The 17315-nt window shown below is 61.8% G+C and carries 10 protein-coding genes and 2 pseudogenes; 7 read left to right on the top strand and 5 right to left on the bottom strand.

The window, feature by feature from the left end; translation table 11 throughout:
- Window positions 1–198: 198 nt before the first annotated feature.
- Window positions 199–1128 carry an AraC family transcriptional regulator N-terminal domain-containing protein gene (locus QFZ41_RS18540; RefSeq protein WP_429200081.1) on the bottom strand — a complete coding sequence of 310 codons (930 nt, stop codon included), beginning with the start codon at window positions 1126–1128 and terminating at the stop codon, window positions 199–201.
- Between the two features lie 165 nt (window positions 1129–1293).
- On the opposite strand from QFZ41_RS18540, the gene QFZ41_RS18535 reads away from it, so the two are divergent.
- The gene (locus tag QFZ41_RS18535; RefSeq protein ID WP_429200080.1) at window positions 1294–2052 is read left to right on the top strand and encodes an SDR family NAD(P)-dependent oxidoreductase; all 759 of its coding nucleotides are present in this window, start codon (window positions 1294–1296) and stop codon (window positions 2050–2052) included.
- Window positions 2053–2118: 66 nt separating this feature from the next.
- On the top strand, window positions 2119–3333 hold the full coding sequence (locus QFZ41_RS18530; RefSeq protein WP_429200079.1) for an MFS transporter: 1215 nt from the start codon (window positions 2119–2121) through the stop codon (window positions 3331–3333).
- On the opposite strand, the gene QFZ41_RS18525 is transcribed toward QFZ41_RS18530, so the two are convergent.
- Window positions 3314–3934, bottom strand: coding sequence for a hypothetical protein (locus tag QFZ41_RS18525; protein WP_429200078.1), 621 nt, complete (start codon window positions 3932–3934; stop codon window positions 3314–3316). The genes QFZ41_RS18530 and QFZ41_RS18525 overlap by 20 nt on opposite strands.
- 212 nt (window positions 3935–4146) lie before the next feature.
- Between QFZ41_RS18525 and QFZ41_RS18520 the strand changes: the two genes are divergently transcribed.
- Together QFZ41_RS18520 and QFZ41_RS18515 are read left to right on the top strand one after the other, a co-directional pair.
- A complete protein-coding gene (locus QFZ41_RS18520) occupies window positions 4147–4908 on the top strand; it encodes an SDR family oxidoreductase (RefSeq protein WP_429200077.1) in 762 nt (253 codons plus the stop codon).
- 127 nt (window positions 4909–5035) lie between these two features.
- A complete protein-coding gene (locus QFZ41_RS18515) occupies window positions 5036–6163 on the top strand; it encodes an L-dopachrome tautomerase-related protein (RefSeq protein WP_429200076.1) in 1128 nt (375 codons plus the stop codon).
- Window positions 6164–6260: 97 nt separating this feature from the next.
- On the opposite strand, the pseudogene QFZ41_RS18510 reads toward QFZ41_RS18515, so the two are convergent.
- Window positions 6261–9318 (bottom strand): annotated as a pseudogene (locus QFZ41_RS18510) (TonB-dependent receptor).
- Here QFZ41_RS18510 and QFZ41_RS18505 point away from each other — a divergent pair.
- Together QFZ41_RS18505 and QFZ41_RS18500 are read left to right on the top strand one after the other, a co-directional pair.
- On the top strand, window positions 9245–9529 hold the full coding sequence (locus QFZ41_RS18505) for a hypothetical protein (RefSeq protein WP_429200304.1): 285 nt from the start codon (window positions 9245–9247) through the stop codon (window positions 9527–9529). The pseudogene QFZ41_RS18510 and the gene QFZ41_RS18505 sit on opposite strands and share 74 nt — an antisense overlap.
- Before the next feature lie 82 nt (window positions 9530–9611).
- A complete protein-coding gene (locus QFZ41_RS18500) occupies window positions 9612–10172 on the top strand; it encodes a hypothetical protein (RefSeq protein ID WP_429200075.1) in 561 nt (186 codons plus the stop codon).
- A 604-nt stretch (window positions 10173–10776) separates the two neighbouring features.
- Here the strand turns inward: QFZ41_RS18500 and QFZ41_RS18495 are convergent.
- Both QFZ41_RS18495 and QFZ41_RS18490 read right to left on the bottom strand, forming a co-directional pair.
- The gene (locus QFZ41_RS18495; protein ID WP_429200074.1) at window positions 10777–11256 is read right to left on the bottom strand and encodes a hypothetical protein; all 480 of its coding nucleotides are present in this window, start codon (window positions 11254–11256) and stop codon (window positions 10777–10779) included.
- Between the two features lie 70 nt (window positions 11257–11326).
- Window positions 11327–11518 (bottom strand): annotated as a pseudogene (locus tag QFZ41_RS18490) (transposase); the annotation flags it as partial.
- A gap of 271 nt (window positions 11519–11789) precedes the next feature.
- Here QFZ41_RS18490 and QFZ41_RS18485 point away from each other — a divergent pair.
- Window positions 11790–17306 (top strand): hypothetical protein, encoded by a 5517-nt coding sequence (locus QFZ41_RS18485; protein ID WP_429200073.1) that lies wholly within the window; start codon window positions 11790–11792, stop codon window positions 17304–17306.
- Window positions 17307–17315: the final 9 nt, after the last annotated feature.

The raw sequence follows: 17315 nt of genomic DNA, 5'->3' as shown, positions 1-17315 counted from the left end.
GGCTTCGAGGGGTCACGTTCTGCCCGCCGCCGGTGAATGTGTCATCGGCGCATCGTTGGAGACGATGGCGGGCGTGGGGCATGGTGCTGAGAGTATGCGCCGATTCAGCACCCAATCAATGGGACATCTACGCGCTCTGTGCGTGCTCTTGCTGGAGGTTCTCGACCGTCTGGGTACTCTGTGCGATCCAACGTCGAGTCAGACAGATAGCGCTGCCGAGTTGGAATCCGCCCTATCCCGTTGCAACACCGCCTGCATCTGCTTCGCATCCCGCTTCGGCGGAATCCCGAACATCCTCGCGTATTCACGACTGAACTGCGAAGGGCTTTCGTACCCCACCTGGAAGCAGGCCGTCTCGACGTTGAAGGCGCTCGAGATCATCAGCCGCCGCGCCTCTAGCAGGCGGAGCTGCTTCTGGTACTGGAGCGGTGTCATCGAAGTCAGCGTCTTGAACTGGCGGTGGAAAGCGGAAGGGCTCATCTGCGCGATCGCGGCCAGTTCCTCTACCCGGATGCTCTCCGCGAAACGGCTTCGCAGCGCCTGCATGGCGTTGATCACGCGCTGCGACGGGCCATTCGCCAACGTGATCCTGGCGACCTCGCCACCGTGCGGACCCGTCAGCAGCCAATAGCAGATCTCGCGCATGATGACGGGGTGTAGCGTGGGAATCGCGTGTGGCGTATCGAGCAGACGAACCAGGCGCAGCGCGCAATCGGCCAACGGCCCCTGGAAGTCCGTGACGAAGACACCGCGGCCGGCTTCTCCGGCTGCCTTCGGCGGCGGGTCGAGTTCCTCCGCGACGCTACGAAGGATCGCGAGATCGAGTTCGAAGGCGAGGACGAGGCACGGTTCGCCCGGACTCGCTTCGACAACGCGGCCGATCGACGGTGTTTCCACGCCGATGACCAGCGCCTGCCCTGCCCGGTATTCGAGCCGGTTGCCGCCGAACATTCCCCACTTGGCGCCCTGCGCCACGACGCACATGGCGGGCCGGGAGATCATGTGGGAAGGCGGCTTCGGATGGTCGGAACGCAGGATCGCCATCCCCTCGATCGCCGTCATGTACGGGCTTTCGCCGGGGTGGCCTTGCGTGTAGCGCAGCAGCGCTTCCGTCAACGGGTCTGGCATGTCGAGCCGATCCCTGTCCGATGAAACCAGGAACAAGGCTAGCCCTCCGAGCAGGATCAGGCAAGAAACAGGAGGGTTTCGGCATTCAAGGCGCGGGGTTACAGGGCCAGAATGGCCCCGACCTTCCCGCGCTGAAGCGCCGTCCCCCGATGAGAAATCCTAGCCATGTCAAACAGTAAGATCGCTATCGTTACAGGCGGCAGCCGAGGCATCGGCCGCGACATCGTGCTCAACCTCGCCAAGCGAGGGGTCCGCCCGATATTCACGTACAACGCCAATCGTACAGAGGCCGACAAGGTCGTCGCGCTGGCCGCGGAGGCCGGCGTGAAGGCAGTCGCCCTGCCGCTGGACGTGGGCGATGCAAGAGCGTTCGACGGCTTCGCAGACCGTGTGCGGGTCGCCTTGGCCGAACTGGGAGCCGACCGCTTCGACTACCTCGTCAACAATGCGGGGACGTCGTCGGGCGCCAACCTGGAAACGATCACGGAGGCAGAGATGGACGCGCTTTATGACGTCCATTTCAAGGGCGTGCTCTTCCTCACGCAGAAGCTGCTGCCACTGATGAACGACGGTGGCCGCATCGTGAACATTTCCTCGGCACTGGCCCGCATCGCCATGCCCAACCGCATCGGCTATGGCCCGATCAAGGCGGCCGTCGAAGCGCTGAGCCGTTATATGGCGCTCGAGTTGGGACCGCGACGTATCACCGTGAATGTCGTCGCGCCAGGCGCCATCGCGACCGACTTCAGCGGCGGCATCGTTCGCGACAACCCTGATGTCAACAAGGCGGTGGCAGAACACACCGCACTGGGACGCGTCGGGTTGCCGGGCGACGTGGGACCGGTGATCGCCTCGCTGCTGGCCGATGACTTCGGCTGGGTGAATGCGCAGCGGATCGAGGTGTCGGGAGGCGTGCATATCTAGTTAGTTGCATTTTGAAAGTCACGCCTCTAGGCTCTGCACGGATTCGTCTTGCCATCGTGCGATGCCATGAAGCCGCCCTCGCCTGTATCACGATCACTTCTTGCCCTTCTCGCCTGCGCCAGTGGGGTGAGCGTGGCCAATGTCTACTACGCGCAGCCCCTGCTCGATGCCGTGGCCGCATCCTTTGCGATCGCGCCGGCCGTCGTCGGCGGCGTGGTCACGGCGACGCAGGTGGGCTGCGCCCTGGCCCTGCTCTTCGTCGTACCACTCGGTGACATCGTCCACCGTCGCCGCCTCATGCTCGTTCAAGCGCTGGCGCTCGTCGGCGCGCTGATGATCATCACGCTTTCCGGTAACGCCACCGTACTTCTCGTCGGCATGCTCGGCGCCGGCCTGTTCGGCACGGCGATGACCCAGGGCCTGATCGCGTATGCGGCGAATGCCGCGGGCGACGACGAACGCGGACACGTGGTCGGCACGACGCAGGCGGGGGTCTTCATCGGCCTGCTGCTAGCCCGCGTGGTAGCCGGCGGTATCAGTGACATCGCCGGCTGGCGGAGTGTCTACGCCTTCGCCGCCATCCTCATGCTTGGCCTGGCGGCGATGCTCTGGCGAGCCCTGCCCGAACTTCCGGTCCATGCGAACCGTCTCTCGTATGGACGTCTCGTCGCGTCCATGGCCACGCTTATCCGCGGCGAACGGGTGCTTCGCGTTCGCGGTGTGATCGCCCTTCTGATGTTCGCCGCGTTCAACATCTTCTGGAGCGCCCTCGTGCTGCCACTTAGCGCTGCGCCCTACTACTTCTCCCATACCGCCATCGGTGCCTTCGGCCTGGTGGGCGTGATCGGCGCATTGGCGGCTGGGCGCGCCGGACACTGGGCCGACGAGGGACATGGCGAACGGACCACGGTCGTCGCAATCGTCCTGCTTATCGCGGCGTGGCTGCCTCTGGCCTATATGGGCGCGTCCATGTGGTGGCTCGCCCTCGGCATCGTCCTGCTCGACATGGGTGGGCAGGCGATCCACGTGACCAACCAGAGCTTGATCTTCCGCACGCGGCCGGATGCGCATAGCCGGCTCGTGGGTGCGTACATGCTGTTTTATTCAGCGGGAAGTGGATTGGGCGCAATGGCGACGACGATGACCTATGCGCGATATGGCTGGAATGGTGTTTGTGCGTTGGGTGCGGGTGTCAGCCTTTTGGCGTTGTTGTTCTGGGCTGCGTCCGTGCGACGGGAACCGTGTGTCGATGCGTGTGCCGCTACGACACCCGCTCGGTAAGACGCGCGATGCCCGGGATATTCAGGGTCAAAGGAAGCAGCAATCCTTCCCGCTCCACCGACCATAGGAAGCGGACTTCCTGCTGACGTTCGTAGCGCTGGGGCTTGATGAAGCCGATGTCATCCGGCGGCGTGCGTGCCTCTGGTTCCACGCGGTCCTGATAGCGGACTGGCCCCCATCGAGCATCCATCACTGGCATATGCGTTGCGAGCGTCTCCGTGACGCAGTCGAAGAAGGCTTTCGCGTCGCTTATCGCCACGCAATGCGATCCGAACGCCTCCGCCATGACCGAGGGGTCGAACACAGCCGTGGTCGATACCAGGTACGCATCGCGAATCTCGGCGATGGATACGCAGTCCGCGTCGCTGACGTGGTGGCCGACTGTCATCGGCGCGAGCGCCCTGGCCATGGCGACCAACTCGGTTTCCGAGGGCGGATAAGGGGCGTCGATGGCAAAACCATGGACCGCCTCGCCGGGGTCTCCCCGCTCCGGATCCGTGTAATCGCGGCAAGTACTCAGCGTGCTGAGCAGGACCTCGCCGCGCGTGAAGGCATCTGCGAATTCCGCGCGATTGAAGAAGCGGAATACACGATAGGTCATGGGTGCGGGCGTGTCCTGTCGTCGGTGTCGGGGCTTTGCCGAGTGTGCGGTTGATCGTGGTGCAGCGGATCAATGATATCGGGAGGCGGTTTGACATCACTGAACGGATAGCGACGTGACGTGGGTCCGTGACTCTGACCGATTCACTGTTGCCACGCGAGTTTGCGCGGCATCATAGACGGGCTCTCCCTCGTCCGAAAAGAGTCCTCCACATGAGTTCCACTCTCCCATCACCCCTCATCCTCATCACCGGCGGCAGCCGCGGCGTTGGCGCCGCCACCGCACGGCTGGCGGCCGCACAAGGCTATGACGTGGCAATCAGTTACGTTTCCAACGCATCGGCCGCACAGGCCGTCGTGGCCGATATAGAAACCACGGGACGCCGCGCCCTTGCCGTGCGCGCGGACAGCGCGGACCCGGCTCAGGTGGAACAGTTGTTCGCCGCGATCGACCAGACCTTCGGCCGGATCGACGTGCTGGTGAACAACGCGGCGGTCCTGGAGCTGCAATCGCGTCTCGAAGATCTCAGCTTCGAACGGATGCAGCGTGTCTTCGCCGTCAACGCCATCGGCCCGATCCTCTGCGCCCAGCAAGCGTCGAGGCGTATGTCACACCGTCATGGTGGACGCGGTGGCTCCATCGTCAACATCTCTTCGGCGGCCGCGCGCCTCGGCAGCCCGAACGAGTACATCGACTACGCCGCCTCCAAGGGCGCCCTGGAGACCTTCACCACCGGCTTCGCCAAGGAAGTCGCACGCGAAGGCATCCGTGTGAACTGTGTCCGGCCGGGGCACATCTACACCGAGATGCATGCCAGCGGCGGCGAACCGGGGCGTGTCGACCGGGTGAAGGATTCGATCCCGATGGGCCGTGGCGGCCAGCCCGAGGAAGTCGCCCGGGCGATCCTGTGGTTGGCGGGCGACGAGGCGTCTTTCGTGACCGGGACCTTCCTCGACGTGACCGGCGGCAAGTAAGTCCCGCTCCGATCACGAGCCACTTTCACCAGAACGTTGAAAGTGTTGTGCCAACGGGCGCCTTTTTCCTCGAACGGGCCTCGCGCAGACTTTCTCTGCGTCTTGTCCCCTATCCGAGGTCACTCCCATGAAACAGCTTCTTCTCGCCGGACTGATGGCCGCCTCTTTCTCGGCGACGGCGGATCCTTCGCAGTCCCCTGCCGTCGAGCGAGTGGCCACGTTCGAGGGCGCGATGCCGACCGGCGTCACGGTCGCGCCGAACGGCCGGATCTTCGTCAACTATCCGCAGTGGGGCGACAATCCGGCTTTCACGGTCGGGGAACTCAAGGACGGCAAGGTCACCGCCTATCCGTCGCAGGCGTTCAATAACGGCGATCCGTCCCATGCGGCTTCCACCCTCATCAGCGTCCAGAGCGTGGTCGCCGATGCCGCCAATCGCCTGTGGATCCTCGATACCGGTGCACCAAAGTTCGCCGCACCGATTGCCGGTGGTGCGAAGCTCGTCGCGGTGGACCTTGCCACCAACAAGGTCGTCAAGACCATCGTGCTCGGTGACGGCGTCGTCCTCCCGACCACCTATGTGAACGACGTTCGCTTCGATTTGCGCGTGGGCAAGGCGGGTGTCGCCTATATCACCGACAGCTCGGTGAAGGGCCCCGGTGGCATCATCGTCGTCGATCTCGATTCGGGCCATGCGATCCGTCGCCTGAGTGGGCACGCGAGCACCATGCCGGACAAGGACTTCGTGCCGGTCATCGAAGGGAAGCCCCTGATGAATCGTCCGGCGGGTGGCCCGCCGAGCCCGTGGCTCGTGGCCAGCGATGGCATCGCCATCTCCGCCGATGGGAAGACGCTGTATTACTGCGCACTGTCGAGCCGCCACCTTTTCGGCGTCCCGACCGCGCTCCTGCGCGATGAGAAGGTGTCCGAAGCCGACATCGAGAAAGCCGTGCGCGACCTCGGAATGAAAGGCGCATCCGATGGCCTGGCCGAGGACGACAAGGGCCGCGTCTATGGTGGTGACTACGAGCACAACAGCATCCGCCGCTACGACGCCGGCAAATGGGAGACGCTGGTGACCGACCCGCGCATCCTGTGGCCGGATACCTTGTCCGTCGGTACGGACGGGTATCTGTATTTCACCGCCAATCAGTTGCACCGGCAGGCGGGCTTTCATGAAGGCAAGGACGAGCGCAAGCAGCCCTACGAGCTGCTCAGGGTGAAGATCGGCGCGGGCCCCGTGCTGCTCAAGTAAAGAGCGCCCAAGAAAAAGGCCGCCTGCGTGAGCAGGCGGCACTGGGGAAACACGCGATGGCCCTCACGGGACATTCTAGTTATGGTCGAAGCGTCGCTTAGAAGTCGTACGTCGCCGTCAGGCGGGCATAGCGCGGGTTCTGGAAGTACTGACCCAGGCCGTAGTTGTTGAGCACGGTCTGCGGCGATGCTTCATACGTCGCGTAGCTGATGAGCGGCTTGCGCTCGTTGGTGACATTGAAGACCGACAGGCCAAAAGCGAGCTTGCCTTCGAAGTACGACGGACGGTAGGTCACCGCGAGGTCGAGCTGGCGGTACCACGGATTGCGCTTGTCACCCGGATGCGACGGCTGACCATTGCAGTTGTGGTACGACGAGCCATAACCGATCGGATCAGGATCTGCTTCTCCGTCCAGGAAGCCCAGGCACGATTTCGGCGCACCGGAGGCGAGACGCAGGTTGCCCGAGACCAGCCATTCGTCCGTGAGCTGATAGGCACCGTAAGCCTTGATCTGGTGAGTACGGTCGTTGGCCAGAAGGCCATTGGCGTACTGCATCAGTTGGGCGGAATCCCAGTCCTGCGTCTTCGAGATATCCGTCTGGCCGATGTCCGACTTCGTCTGGCCTTCCGTATTTCCGTAGGAACGCGAGAACGTGTAATCGACGCGGCCCTGCCACTTGCCGTCGAACGGATGCTCCAGGTAAAGATCGAGCGCGTAGTAAGAACGCTTGGCCTTCTGCGAGAAGCCCCAGTCTTCCTGGTTCATCTTCACTTCGGTACGGCCGGAACCATCGACGTTGGCCAGGCTGAACGTATTGGTGTCGCCTGGGTTGAAGATGACGCAGCCCGGGATGGTCACCGAATCCGGGTCCAGTCCTTCGCGGGTCATCTTATCGGCAATCTTGCCCGTATCGCACACGTCATCGATGGCCGTGCGCAGCTTGCGCACCGTGACCTTGGCACCCGGTGACCCAATCGGAACCGAGCGTCTTATCGAAGCCCAGGATGGCTTCATCCTGGTACTGCGACTTGAGATCGCGCGCCGCGACCGACTGCGCGTCGATCGGCTGGCCGAACTCGCCATCGGGGGACACGATGCCATTGCCCAGCGGAGTAAGACCGGTCGGACGACCGTTCTGGTCGATACCGCTGTAATTGAAGTACTCGTAGGTATAGGTCGACGATGAGGCGCCGCGTACCGCGACGTTATTCGGCAGCGCGAGGTAGTAGCGGCCAAGGTTGCCGTAGATCTTCAGCGACGAGTCGCCGAACACGTCCCACGATGCGCCCAGGCGCGGAGCCCACTGCGCCTGGTTGTTGACGTAGGGCTTGTTCTTGTCGTTGAAATTCTTGAAGCCGTCGTTACGCAAGCCGATGCTCAACAGCAGCTTGTCGTTGACCTGCCAGCGATCCTCGAGGTACTGCGCGCGCTGGTCGAGCGACATGTTCGTCACGCTCGAGAAGATCACGCGACGCACGTAATAACCCGCGCCACCCGGCGCACCGACTCCCTGCCCCGGGCTGATGGCAACATCAGGATGGGCAGAGTGGAAGTAACGCCAATAATATCCCGGGCCGCTCGTCGAGGTGCCCTCGTCGATGCCCTTGTAATGCATGTTGTCGATACCACCGGCGAGGTGGTGATCGCCCAATTGCCATTCGAGATCGAGGCGGAGACCGTGGGTGCGGCTTCCTGCGCTCGGATCCTGGCTGGTCTGCGAGGAATTGAGGTTCGTGATGGGGTTGCCACCATTGAGCGTCGGATCCTGCAGCGCCGGATTGAAGATGTAAGGCTGCTGATCGATGTTCGGCGTCGGATTCTGCAGATAATCGTCCGTCCAGCCCTTGGCATAGGTTGCCGAGAGCGTGATGTCATCGGTGATGTAGGACGTGTACTTGGCGATCGCGTATTTCGAAGTGATCTTCGACGTATCCGCGTCCGCACCGGTACGGCCCGACTTTGTACGCGTGTCGTAATCGTATCCGGTGTAATAACCACGCTGTTCGTCGGTCGAATGGATACCCGTCAACTCAAGGATATTGCTGTCGTTGATGTTCCAGTCGATCTTCGCGTAGATCTTCGGCAGGTTGTACGTGTAATGGTTGTTCGCGACCGGATTGGCCTCGGCATTCGACGTGCTGGTGCCTTCCGACTTCTCGGCCTCGGCGGCGACGAAGAAGAACAGCTTGTCCTTGATGAGCGGACCGCCGACGTAGGCGCTATAGGTCTGCGTCCACTTGGTGTTGTCTTCACCGTTGCGGTACAGCGCGCCTACCTTGCTCGTGTCCTGGTAACCGTAGCCGGCCGGCAGTTGGCGGCTTCCGTAGTACACGCTACCCGGATTCGAGGCGGCGAACTTGGGTTCCCAAAGAATCTGGGCGCCAAAATGCCACTCGTTGGTACCGCGCTTACCGACCTGCGAAATCACGCCACCGTCGGAGCGGCCGTACTTGGCGGAATAGCCGCCCGTATAGACTTCCTGCTGGTCGATCGCACCATACGGCAGGCCGACGCCACCAAGAGCCTTGTACGGGTCGGTGGTGTTGTAACCGTTGACGTAGTACGCGTTTTCCGAAGCACCGGAGCCGCCGAACGACACCGTGCGGAAACGGCCATTGCCGAGCGTGCTCTGGCCGGCGACGGCGCCCGGGGCGAGCAGCGCGATGGCCTCGGCGTTACGGCCCAACGGCAGACGAGCCAGGGTCTGGGCGTTCACGACGGTGCGCGAATCGACCGTCGAGGTGTCGATGGGAGGCAAGGAATTGGCGGAAACGGTAACGGACTCGAGCGACTGCGCATTCGCCGCGGTCGCGGCGCTCGCAAACGAGACGTCCGTGCTGCCGCCCACCTTGATCTGGATGTTCTTGCGCGAATCGACGACGGCCCCATCGCGCTTCAGGCTGACGGTGTAATTACCCAGCGGCAGGTTACCGACGCGGTAGCGACCGTCGGCATCGACCGGTACATCGCGCGTGAAACCGCTATCGCTCGTCACGGTGACGGATTCACCCGCCGCCGCCGGCACCTGGCCGAAGATGGAACCACTGGTCGCCTGCGCGAAGACCGTGCAGGTAGCACCCATGCCGAGTGCCAGCGCGACAGCCAGCACCGACGGCCGCACAAAGGTGCGCCGCTCGCTTCTCAAGAATTCCATGGTCTCCCCCAAAGGAAAAATGATTCGAAATGAAAAAAGTTGGTCTTACACCCTCATTTCCATCCCACGCGATACCGGCAATGCAACGCTGCTGCTTCCCCAAGCAAAGAACGTGTCGTATCGCGTCGGACGGAGGTATCGCTTGACTGCGCTGATGATTTGGATGTCCAAATCCTTTACGGGTCGAGGGCAAGACTATGCGTCGGTGTGATGACAAGTCAACAGATGTTGGGGGTAATTTTTGAATGTTCGCAATAACTTGCGGAAAGGTGTTAGCTAGACGGAATCCGAAATTGCTGCAACATCTCAAATCACGAAACAACCGCGCCTTCAGAAACAGCGAACCCGTCACATTCTGGGGAGCAAAAGTTATGCAGATTCCGCGGAACATCGGGGCGCAGAGGAACGCTATGGGCAACCGCACGGATGGGAATAGCGAAAAGAGCGCATCGAAAGTTTGTTCCGAACGCCCGATGCAAAGAGCCTTCACCGTCCTGATTCTTTCCCTCACCGGTGTCGCGATCCCGGTTTCACACGGGCAAAGCGGCATGGCTGTCACCTTGTCCGCCTGCTCGTCGGGCCCTCAAATCTACAGAAATGTCGCCCGCGAGAGAGATGCCGGTTATCCGATTAGTACTCAACTCCACACGCCCATTTCTGCAGCAACACCCTCCGGTCACCAGCGGTCTGTCATCAGCGCACAAACACACAACAAGCTTGTGCACGAGATCTACGCGCACGCAGGCTGGTCACCCGACGAGGTTGCACAGCGGTGGCTTGAGCGCTGCAGGATCTTTGAGTCCCACGCGAGGAAAGGCGATCATTCGGTGGTCGTTGTTGACTCACTTCAATAGGTTGACTCACTTCAATAGTAAGACAACACAGATGATTAGGGTGACCATTGGATTCATCGCGTTCGCTATCGCAGTCCGTGGATCTATATCTGGGTTTGTACTCACTGAGCACCTGTCCTCCCGGCACTGGCTGCCTCTGAAACCATGAGCTGAAGGTGACGGAGCCCCCGACACTGACGACTCCTCCAACTATCCCTCAATTCGCTCTTGGAACTGTCGTGCGCTTTCGATCGTACGCCTCTCGGGCTCGCTCGTTCGTCGTGAGTTTGCCGACGAAACTGCATGCGGCGGGCGGCGGCCCAGGTGGCCCCTCAGTCCTCTGATTGATGCACGCGCCCAGTCCCGGCAGATCTTGGGCCACCGTCAAGCCGACGCTTCGTGCAAACCGTTCGAAGCTCGTGCGGAAAATCGGAAGATCAGGGGCCGCTTGGTACCTCGCGGCGAAGAACGGCTCACCCGTGCTGCCAAAGCATCCACTCCGTAACTGCGCTTGATCAACCGCCACAGCATTTGACGGAATCGCGACCATGCAAGCCGTCGCGATGGTAATCACCATCTTAATGATCATTTTTTCCGCCCGGCTTAAACTAAACTCAACTTCGCTTTACCCCATCACTCGTACTGGCCGAGCACCTTCTGCGCAACGATGTTCAACGACGATCCGAGCACTGGGGATGAGAGCACCTGACCTTTTGCTCGATGAAACGGTCACTTCGAAACGCGGAGCAGCCTCTTCATTCCAAATGCGTACTCCGATGACAGCACCCTGACGCGCTAGCCTGTCAAAGGCTTCGAGGACATCCGAATAATCCTCTTGTGACCCAAACGCTTCCTCGCTCGGGTCGCTGTTCAGCGAGCGCAGCAGTTCCCCAATATCCTCCCCATCTTTTCTGAATGTCGCTTCATCGTCCTTACGGTTCCAGACTACGAGAGTGTAAATTCTGCCGTTGTCCCTCCGTCCATCGACCTTTAAAAGAATCTCGACATCTTCGCGGCACGTTAATGCGTATGCGACGCCGATCAACGCGGATGCTCGTTTCCATTTGGCCGATTCGTCACTTTCTAGGCCGTGCGACATACTCATGCGTGATCCATTAGTTTTCTAACGCGTGCGTTATCTCTTCTACGGACCTTAAGCTGGATGGATGAGTAGCGCTGTACTCCGCCTCCGGATCACGCAACCGGTGGACATCTGACGCCTCCATTCCATCGTACTTCGATTTCCGGGCGTAGAAGGTTGCCTCCGAAATCCCCATATCACGGCACACGTCTTTGACCTGCCTGCCGCCTTCGACCTGCTTCAGGGTGGCGACGATCTGGCTCTCGGTGAACTTGCTCTTGCGCATCGATGGTTGACGCTTAGTTTGCCGGAGACCTCTCCTTATGTCTGGACCGAGTTTACGGCGAGGCGACAAATGTCAGCGTTCGCCGCGTTGTCGTGTAGGCGAAATCCTACAAAGACGGCGTGTGCTGCCCGCGAGACGTTGCCGCGCATATCACGCAGCTCGCCTACCAGTAATTCGCAATTTCTTGACGCCCGGACAAAATCTTGCCGGCCCATTAGAAGCCCCCCTACATTCCGTGCTCGGATCAACGGCCACGGGCTGGGGAAGCACCATGACAGGGGACAAACAGGGGGCGACGCAATCGATGCGTCGGTTGAGTGGCGCCGTTCGTATGGCGGCCATCTTGCTCTGGGTGAGTTTGCCAATCGTCGTTCATGCGCAAAGCACAGCGACGCCCGAGCAAGAGTATAAAAAGCTCATCAAGGTCAACGAAGACATCCAGCCGCTGGGGGATACGCCGTTCGGCGAGCGCATTAGCTTGTACGACGGCTCCCTATCCTTTAGCCAAACCGATGTGACCCTGACTGGCACCGGCCCAACCATCACCGTCGGTCGCGACTTCGCGTTCCATGGGGTGGAAGACCGCCCCGACCTCCAGTATCGCGCTTTCGGTGACTGGGATTTGCAGCTGCCTCAGATCTTCACCGTGACAGCCAACCAGAACAATGTCCGCGGCTGGCAAGTGGATGCAGGCAATCGCAATGCCATCTGCTCGAGCTTCGGTCCACCGCCCAGCGTGGCGGCACCGGTCGGTGATTCGGAACGTGCGGATTGGGAGCCCCAGACTTGGTGGCAGGGCTATCAGCTGCGTATCCCGGGCCAAGCCAGCCAGGACCTCCTCTCGCGGTCGACGGCCAATACCGCAACACCGTCCGTCAACGGGTTGGCCTATCCCATCGTCACGAAGGCCAACTGGGCCGTTGGCTGCCTGCCACAGGCGGCGAACGATTCGACTCTGGAAGGATTCCTGGCGGTAGGCCCCGATGGCACCAAGTATTGGCTCAACCATATCGCCTATCGCTACATGCCGACGCTTACCCGGCCCCTGAACTCAGGCCCGAATACGTTGGTCTCCGGCGTCCACGTTTTCGCTGCCGCTGAAGATCTGCTTCAGCGCCGCGAAGGTCGCATGCTGGTCACCCGCGTCGAGGACCGCTTCGGCAACTGGGTGACCTACAGCTACAGTGGTGACGATGTCACCGACATCGCGGCGTCCGACGGGCGGCACGTGACCATCGCGTATCAGACAGACCCAGACACGGGCACCAGCTCGCATCGTATCAGCACGGTAACCGTGCAGGGTGGCGCAGCTGGCACACGTACGTGGACGTATACGTATGTGAAATCCACCGCCAACCTGGTTTATACCCTAACGTCGGCGACGCAGCCCGATGGCAGCAGCTGGGGCTATAGCCTTGATCCGTTTAACGGCGCGTGGCCGGACACGCGCGACAGTGGCGGAACGTGCGGCGCGATTGGCGATGCGGGCAACGCGGGTACGCCATACACCGCCACCATGACACATCCGTCGGGATTGTCTGCAAGTTACACCGTGGCTGCGTTCAAGCGAGGCCGAGCCAATGTGCCGCAAGAATGCATGTCGGGCCCGAACATCCCGGCGACGCCGAATTACCCGGGCACCTGGGCCGCCATCCCGAACGCCTCATACACCATGGCGATTACCCAGCGCGTGCTGAGCGGCGCGGGTCTGCCGGCGGACGGGCTGAAATGGGACTATGCCTACTCGCCGTCCAACGAAAGCTGGGCCCCCAGTGGTGTCGCAGTGCCATGCACCTCGCGGGTCTACACGGAAGTCACGTATCCTGTCGACAACAACCATCCTTCCCGGCATGTCGAGCGGAGCAGCTTCTCCAACTGTTTCGACTGGACCGAGAGCCAACTGACGCGGGAGGACGTCTACGAAGCGGGCACCGATTCGTCGTTGCGCCGCTCCACTACTTACGGCTACGTCAATCCGACGGCCCAGACCGATCCTAACGCCGACGCACGTTCGACGGCTTATGCGCACCCGTGGGGTTATGCGCCCCAAGCGCGCATCAACCGCCCCCAGCTCGATGAACAAGCCCCCATGGGCTTGCGCCAGATCACCATTGACCCGGCCGCCAGCGCAACGCCGGATGTCTATACCTGGCAGGCCACGGCGTTCGATGCCTTTGCGCGCGCGCAGGATGTCACGCGCGGCAACAACTTCGGGTTCAGCACGAGCGAGCGCACGCTCTTCGCCGATAACGCCGCGCTGTGGGTGCTTGGCCTGCCGGCCCAATCGATCAACCTGGGGCAAAACGAGACCGTCAGTCAGATGGACTACGACGCGACCACGCTCACTCCCACAGCGCGGTACCGCTTTGGCACCAAGGTGATGGATTACACCTTCAATGCTCAGGGACAGCTGGCCAGTTTCACCGACGCCAATCAGCACACCACGTCACTTTCCAGCTATGTCTTGGGCATTCCAGGTGCCATCGCGTATCCCGACGGCACCTCGCAAACGGTCGCCATCGATGGGTTTGGGCAGATTTCGTCCATCACAGATCAAGCGGGCGCGACGACCAGCTACGGCTATGACGCCATCGGGCGCATCGCGCGCATCGATTACCCCTCGGGTGATACCACCGCCTGGGCCCCGAAGGTATATACCTATGTCTTCTCTGCAGACGCGCGTGGAGTCGGTGGCAACCATTGGGTTCGGACCACCGTCCAAGGCAACCTGAGTCAGCGCACGGATTTCGACGTCCTGCTGCGGCCCGTCCTCGTCACGAAAGCAGATGCCAGTTCCGGCGCGTTGGCGGTCTCCACCAGCACCCAGTATGACTGGGGTGGCCGAAAGACCTTCGAGTCCTACCCAGCCGATGGCACGCCCGATTGGGGGGCAATCACGGCGGGTACGACCACGCACTACGACGCCCTGGGACGCGTTGTGGCGACGATTGCGTCCTCGGAGTTGGGAGATCTGACCACCACCACGGCCTACCCAGCGGGTGGTGCCACGCAGGTCACCGATGCCCGTGTGCCGGCGAACCCCGGCGATAACGTCACCACCACCCATTACCAAGCCTTCGACCAGCCGACGCTCGAGGCGGCGGTGCGTGTCGACGCACCCGAAGGCGTCAGCCAGGTGATCGATCGCGATGTCTACGGCAATGTGCGGTCCATCACTCAGGGTGGCGTCCTCCGCACGATGACGTATGACGCCCAGAAGCGACTCTGCCGATCATCGGAGCCGGAGACCGGCAGCACGATCACGGCCTATGATGGCGCAGACAACATCATCTGGAGCGCGACGGGCCAATCCTTCAATGGCGATGGCTGCGGTTACGACCAGGTGGCGGATGCGGCCAAGACCGTGAGCGCGTATGACGCGATGAACCGCGTCACCTCCGTCACCTATCCGAACGGCACCCTGGCCACGAGCTTCACCTACGACCCGCTGGGCAAACCTGCCACGGCGGTCTCTGCCACCTCCACGGCCAGCAATAACAACACCGGTACGGTCGGTTGGACGTATGGGCGCAATAAGCTCGGACTGCTCACCGCCGAGGTGCTATCGGTGGATGGCTGGTCGTGGGCCTTGGGCTATGGCTACGACGGGAACGGCAATCTGGCGAGCATCCAGTATCCCGATAACACGACGGTGGCTCTGGCTCCCAATGCATTGGGCCAGCCGACCACGGCGGGGGCGTATGCCCAAGGGGCGACTTACCACGCAACTGGGGATATGGAGGCCGCGACGCTGGGTAATGGCACGCTGTATTCGGCGATTCAGAACGATCGCAAGCTGGTGGGGAACTTCAGCTTCGAGACCGCCGGCGCGCGTGTGGTCAGTGAAGACCTAGCCTACGACGCCGTAGGCAACATCCTTTCCATCACGGACGAATCGGGCTCTGAGCAACGCACGCGGACGATGACCTACGACTGGCTCAATCGTCTGACATCGGCAAACGCGGGCAACCTGTGGGGCGGCGAGAGCTACACCTATGACACGCTCAATAACCTGCGCAGTATGACCGATGCCAGCGGGACCAAGAGCTACACCTACGACGGCAACAACTTGCTCGCATCGATAAGCAAGGGCGGCTCATCCGTTCAGTTCACGCACGATGTACGCGGCAACATGGTCGCCAAAGGCACGCAGGCGATGACGTTTGACTTGGCCAACCGCCTGCTCGCCGTGAACGGCAAGGGCGAATACATGTATGACGCCTCCGGTCACCGGGTGAAATCGGTGACGCCGGCAGGCACCACGTATTCGGCGTATGCCGGCAACGGTCAGCTGATGTGGGAGTACGACCAGGCCTCGGCCACAGGTACGGATTACGTGTATCTTGGCAAGAAACTGATCGCAAGCCGCAAAGCGTCCACATCGGTGGTCATGGGAACCATTGAGGCCGTCTCCACTGGGGCGAACGCAGCGATCACGGGTTGGGCCTGCGCCAGTGGCCTGGCAGCTTCGATCGACGTGCACCTCTATGTGGGCGGCCCCGCCGGTACCGGTACGGCCATCGGCGCGTACACCGCCAACCAGACGAGCGAGCAAGCCATCCAGGATGCCTGCCATTCGACCGGCACGTTGCACCGGTTCAGCATCCCTTTGAGTGAAGCCATGCGGGGAGATCACGCGGGCGAACCCATCTACATCCACGGTATCTCGCCGACGGGCGGCGACAACACCCTACTGTCCGGCTCAGGCACCTTCGTGGTGCCCTCGTCAACCCTCGCTCCGGCCGCCCCGGCCTCGGTGACCGCGAGCGTCGCCGGCGATCTGTCGAGCATCGCTGTGAACTGGTCGACTAGCTCTCACGCCACCAGCTACATGGTCGAACAATCGGTCAACAGCGGGGCGTGGACTACCGTCTACACCGGCAGTGCCACGAACAAGACCGTCAGTGGGCCGGCTGATGGCAGTTACCGATTCAGGGCATCGGCGTGCAACGCGAATGGGTGCAGCACGCCCACCGCCTCATCCGTCGTGACCATTGCGCACATCCCGCCCACGCCAGCCAGCATGAGCGCACCAGGCAGCTCGACCGGCGCGGTCCCCCTCAGCTGGCCAGCCGTTCCCTATGCGACGTCCTATCAGGTCGAGCACAGCCGGGACGGCAATTGGGTCCAGGTGTACGCCGGTGGTGCCACCAGCACGACTATCAATGAGCCAGCGACGGGCAACTGGTATTACCGAGTGCGCGCGTGCAATGGAAACGGATGCAGCGGTTATGCCACCAGTGGCGTCGTGATCGTCACGGTTCCACCATCGGCAGCGCCCTCGATCGCCGGGGGCGGAAGCAGCAACAGCGGTGCCTACACTATCTCTTGGACCGGCGTGGGCGGTGCGACGTCCTACAACCTCATCGAGTCCGTGAATGGGGGCGCGTGGACCGGTGTGCAGAACAACGGTGCGACCAGCTGGTCGACGAGTGGGCGTGGCGACGGCACCTATGTCTACCAAGTGCAAGCGTGCAACGGCGGCGGGTGCGGGCCGTACAGCGGACAGGCGGTAGTCACGGTGTCGAACATTCCTCCCGCACCACTAGGTCCCACGTTTACGACCACCTACCACGGTCCAACCAAGCCGACCGTGCTGGTGAAATGGGTTGCCCAGCCCTATGCCACGCGATACGAACTGCTGGAGAACAATCAGCTGGTATATAGCGGCCCCAACCTGTCCTCCAGCTCGCTGCAAGCACCGGGTGTGACCCTTACCTACATGGTCCGTGCTTGCAACGCGGTGGGTTGCTCGGCCTATAGCCCGGCGCGGAGCGTGACGCCATGAACCCGAGGA

The organism is Luteibacter sp. W1I16, assembly GCF_050434905.1.
Classification (GTDB): Bacteria; Pseudomonadota; Gammaproteobacteria; order Xanthomonadales; family Rhodanobacteraceae; genus Luteibacter.
The sequence above is the reverse complement of the archived record's forward strand: the minus strand, read 5'-3'. Positions and strand labels throughout refer to the sequence as shown.

What these genes read in the sequence shown, in the direction of transcription:
- QFZ41_RS18530 (WP_429200079.1), top strand. Translation starts at nt 2,119, where the DNA reads ATGAAGCCGCCCTCGCCTGTATCACGATCACTTCTTGCCCTTCTCGCC.
- QFZ41_RS18535 (WP_429200080.1), top strand. Translation starts at nt 1,294, where the DNA reads ATGTCAAACAGTAAGATCGCTATCGTTACAGGCGGCAGCCGAGGCATC.
- QFZ41_RS18520 (WP_429200077.1), top strand. Translation starts at nt 4,147, where the DNA reads ATGAGTTCCACTCTCCCATCACCCCTCATCCTCATCACCGGCGGCAGC.
- QFZ41_RS18515 (WP_429200076.1), top strand. Translation starts at nt 5,036, where the DNA reads ATGAAACAGCTTCTTCTCGCCGGACTGATGGCCGCCTCTTTCTCGGCG.
- QFZ41_RS18540 (WP_429200081.1), bottom strand. Translation starts at nt 1,128, where the DNA reads ATGCCAGACCCGTTGACGGAAGCGCTGCTGCGCTACACGCAAGGCCAC.
- QFZ41_RS18505 (WP_429200304.1), top strand. Translation starts at nt 9,245, where the DNA reads ATGCCGAGTGCCAGCGCGACAGCCAGCACCGACGGCCGCACAAAGGTG.
- QFZ41_RS18495 (WP_429200074.1), bottom strand. Translation starts at nt 11,256, where the DNA reads ATGAGTATGTCGCACGGCCTAGAAAGTGACGAATCGGCCAAATGGAAA.
- QFZ41_RS18485 (WP_429200073.1), top strand. Translation starts at nt 11,790, where the DNA reads ATGACAGGGGACAAACAGGGGGCGACGCAATCGATGCGTCGGTTGAGT.
- QFZ41_RS18525 (WP_429200078.1), bottom strand. Translation starts at nt 3,934, where the DNA reads ATGACCTATCGTGTATTCCGCTTCTTCAATCGCGCGGAATTCGCAGAT.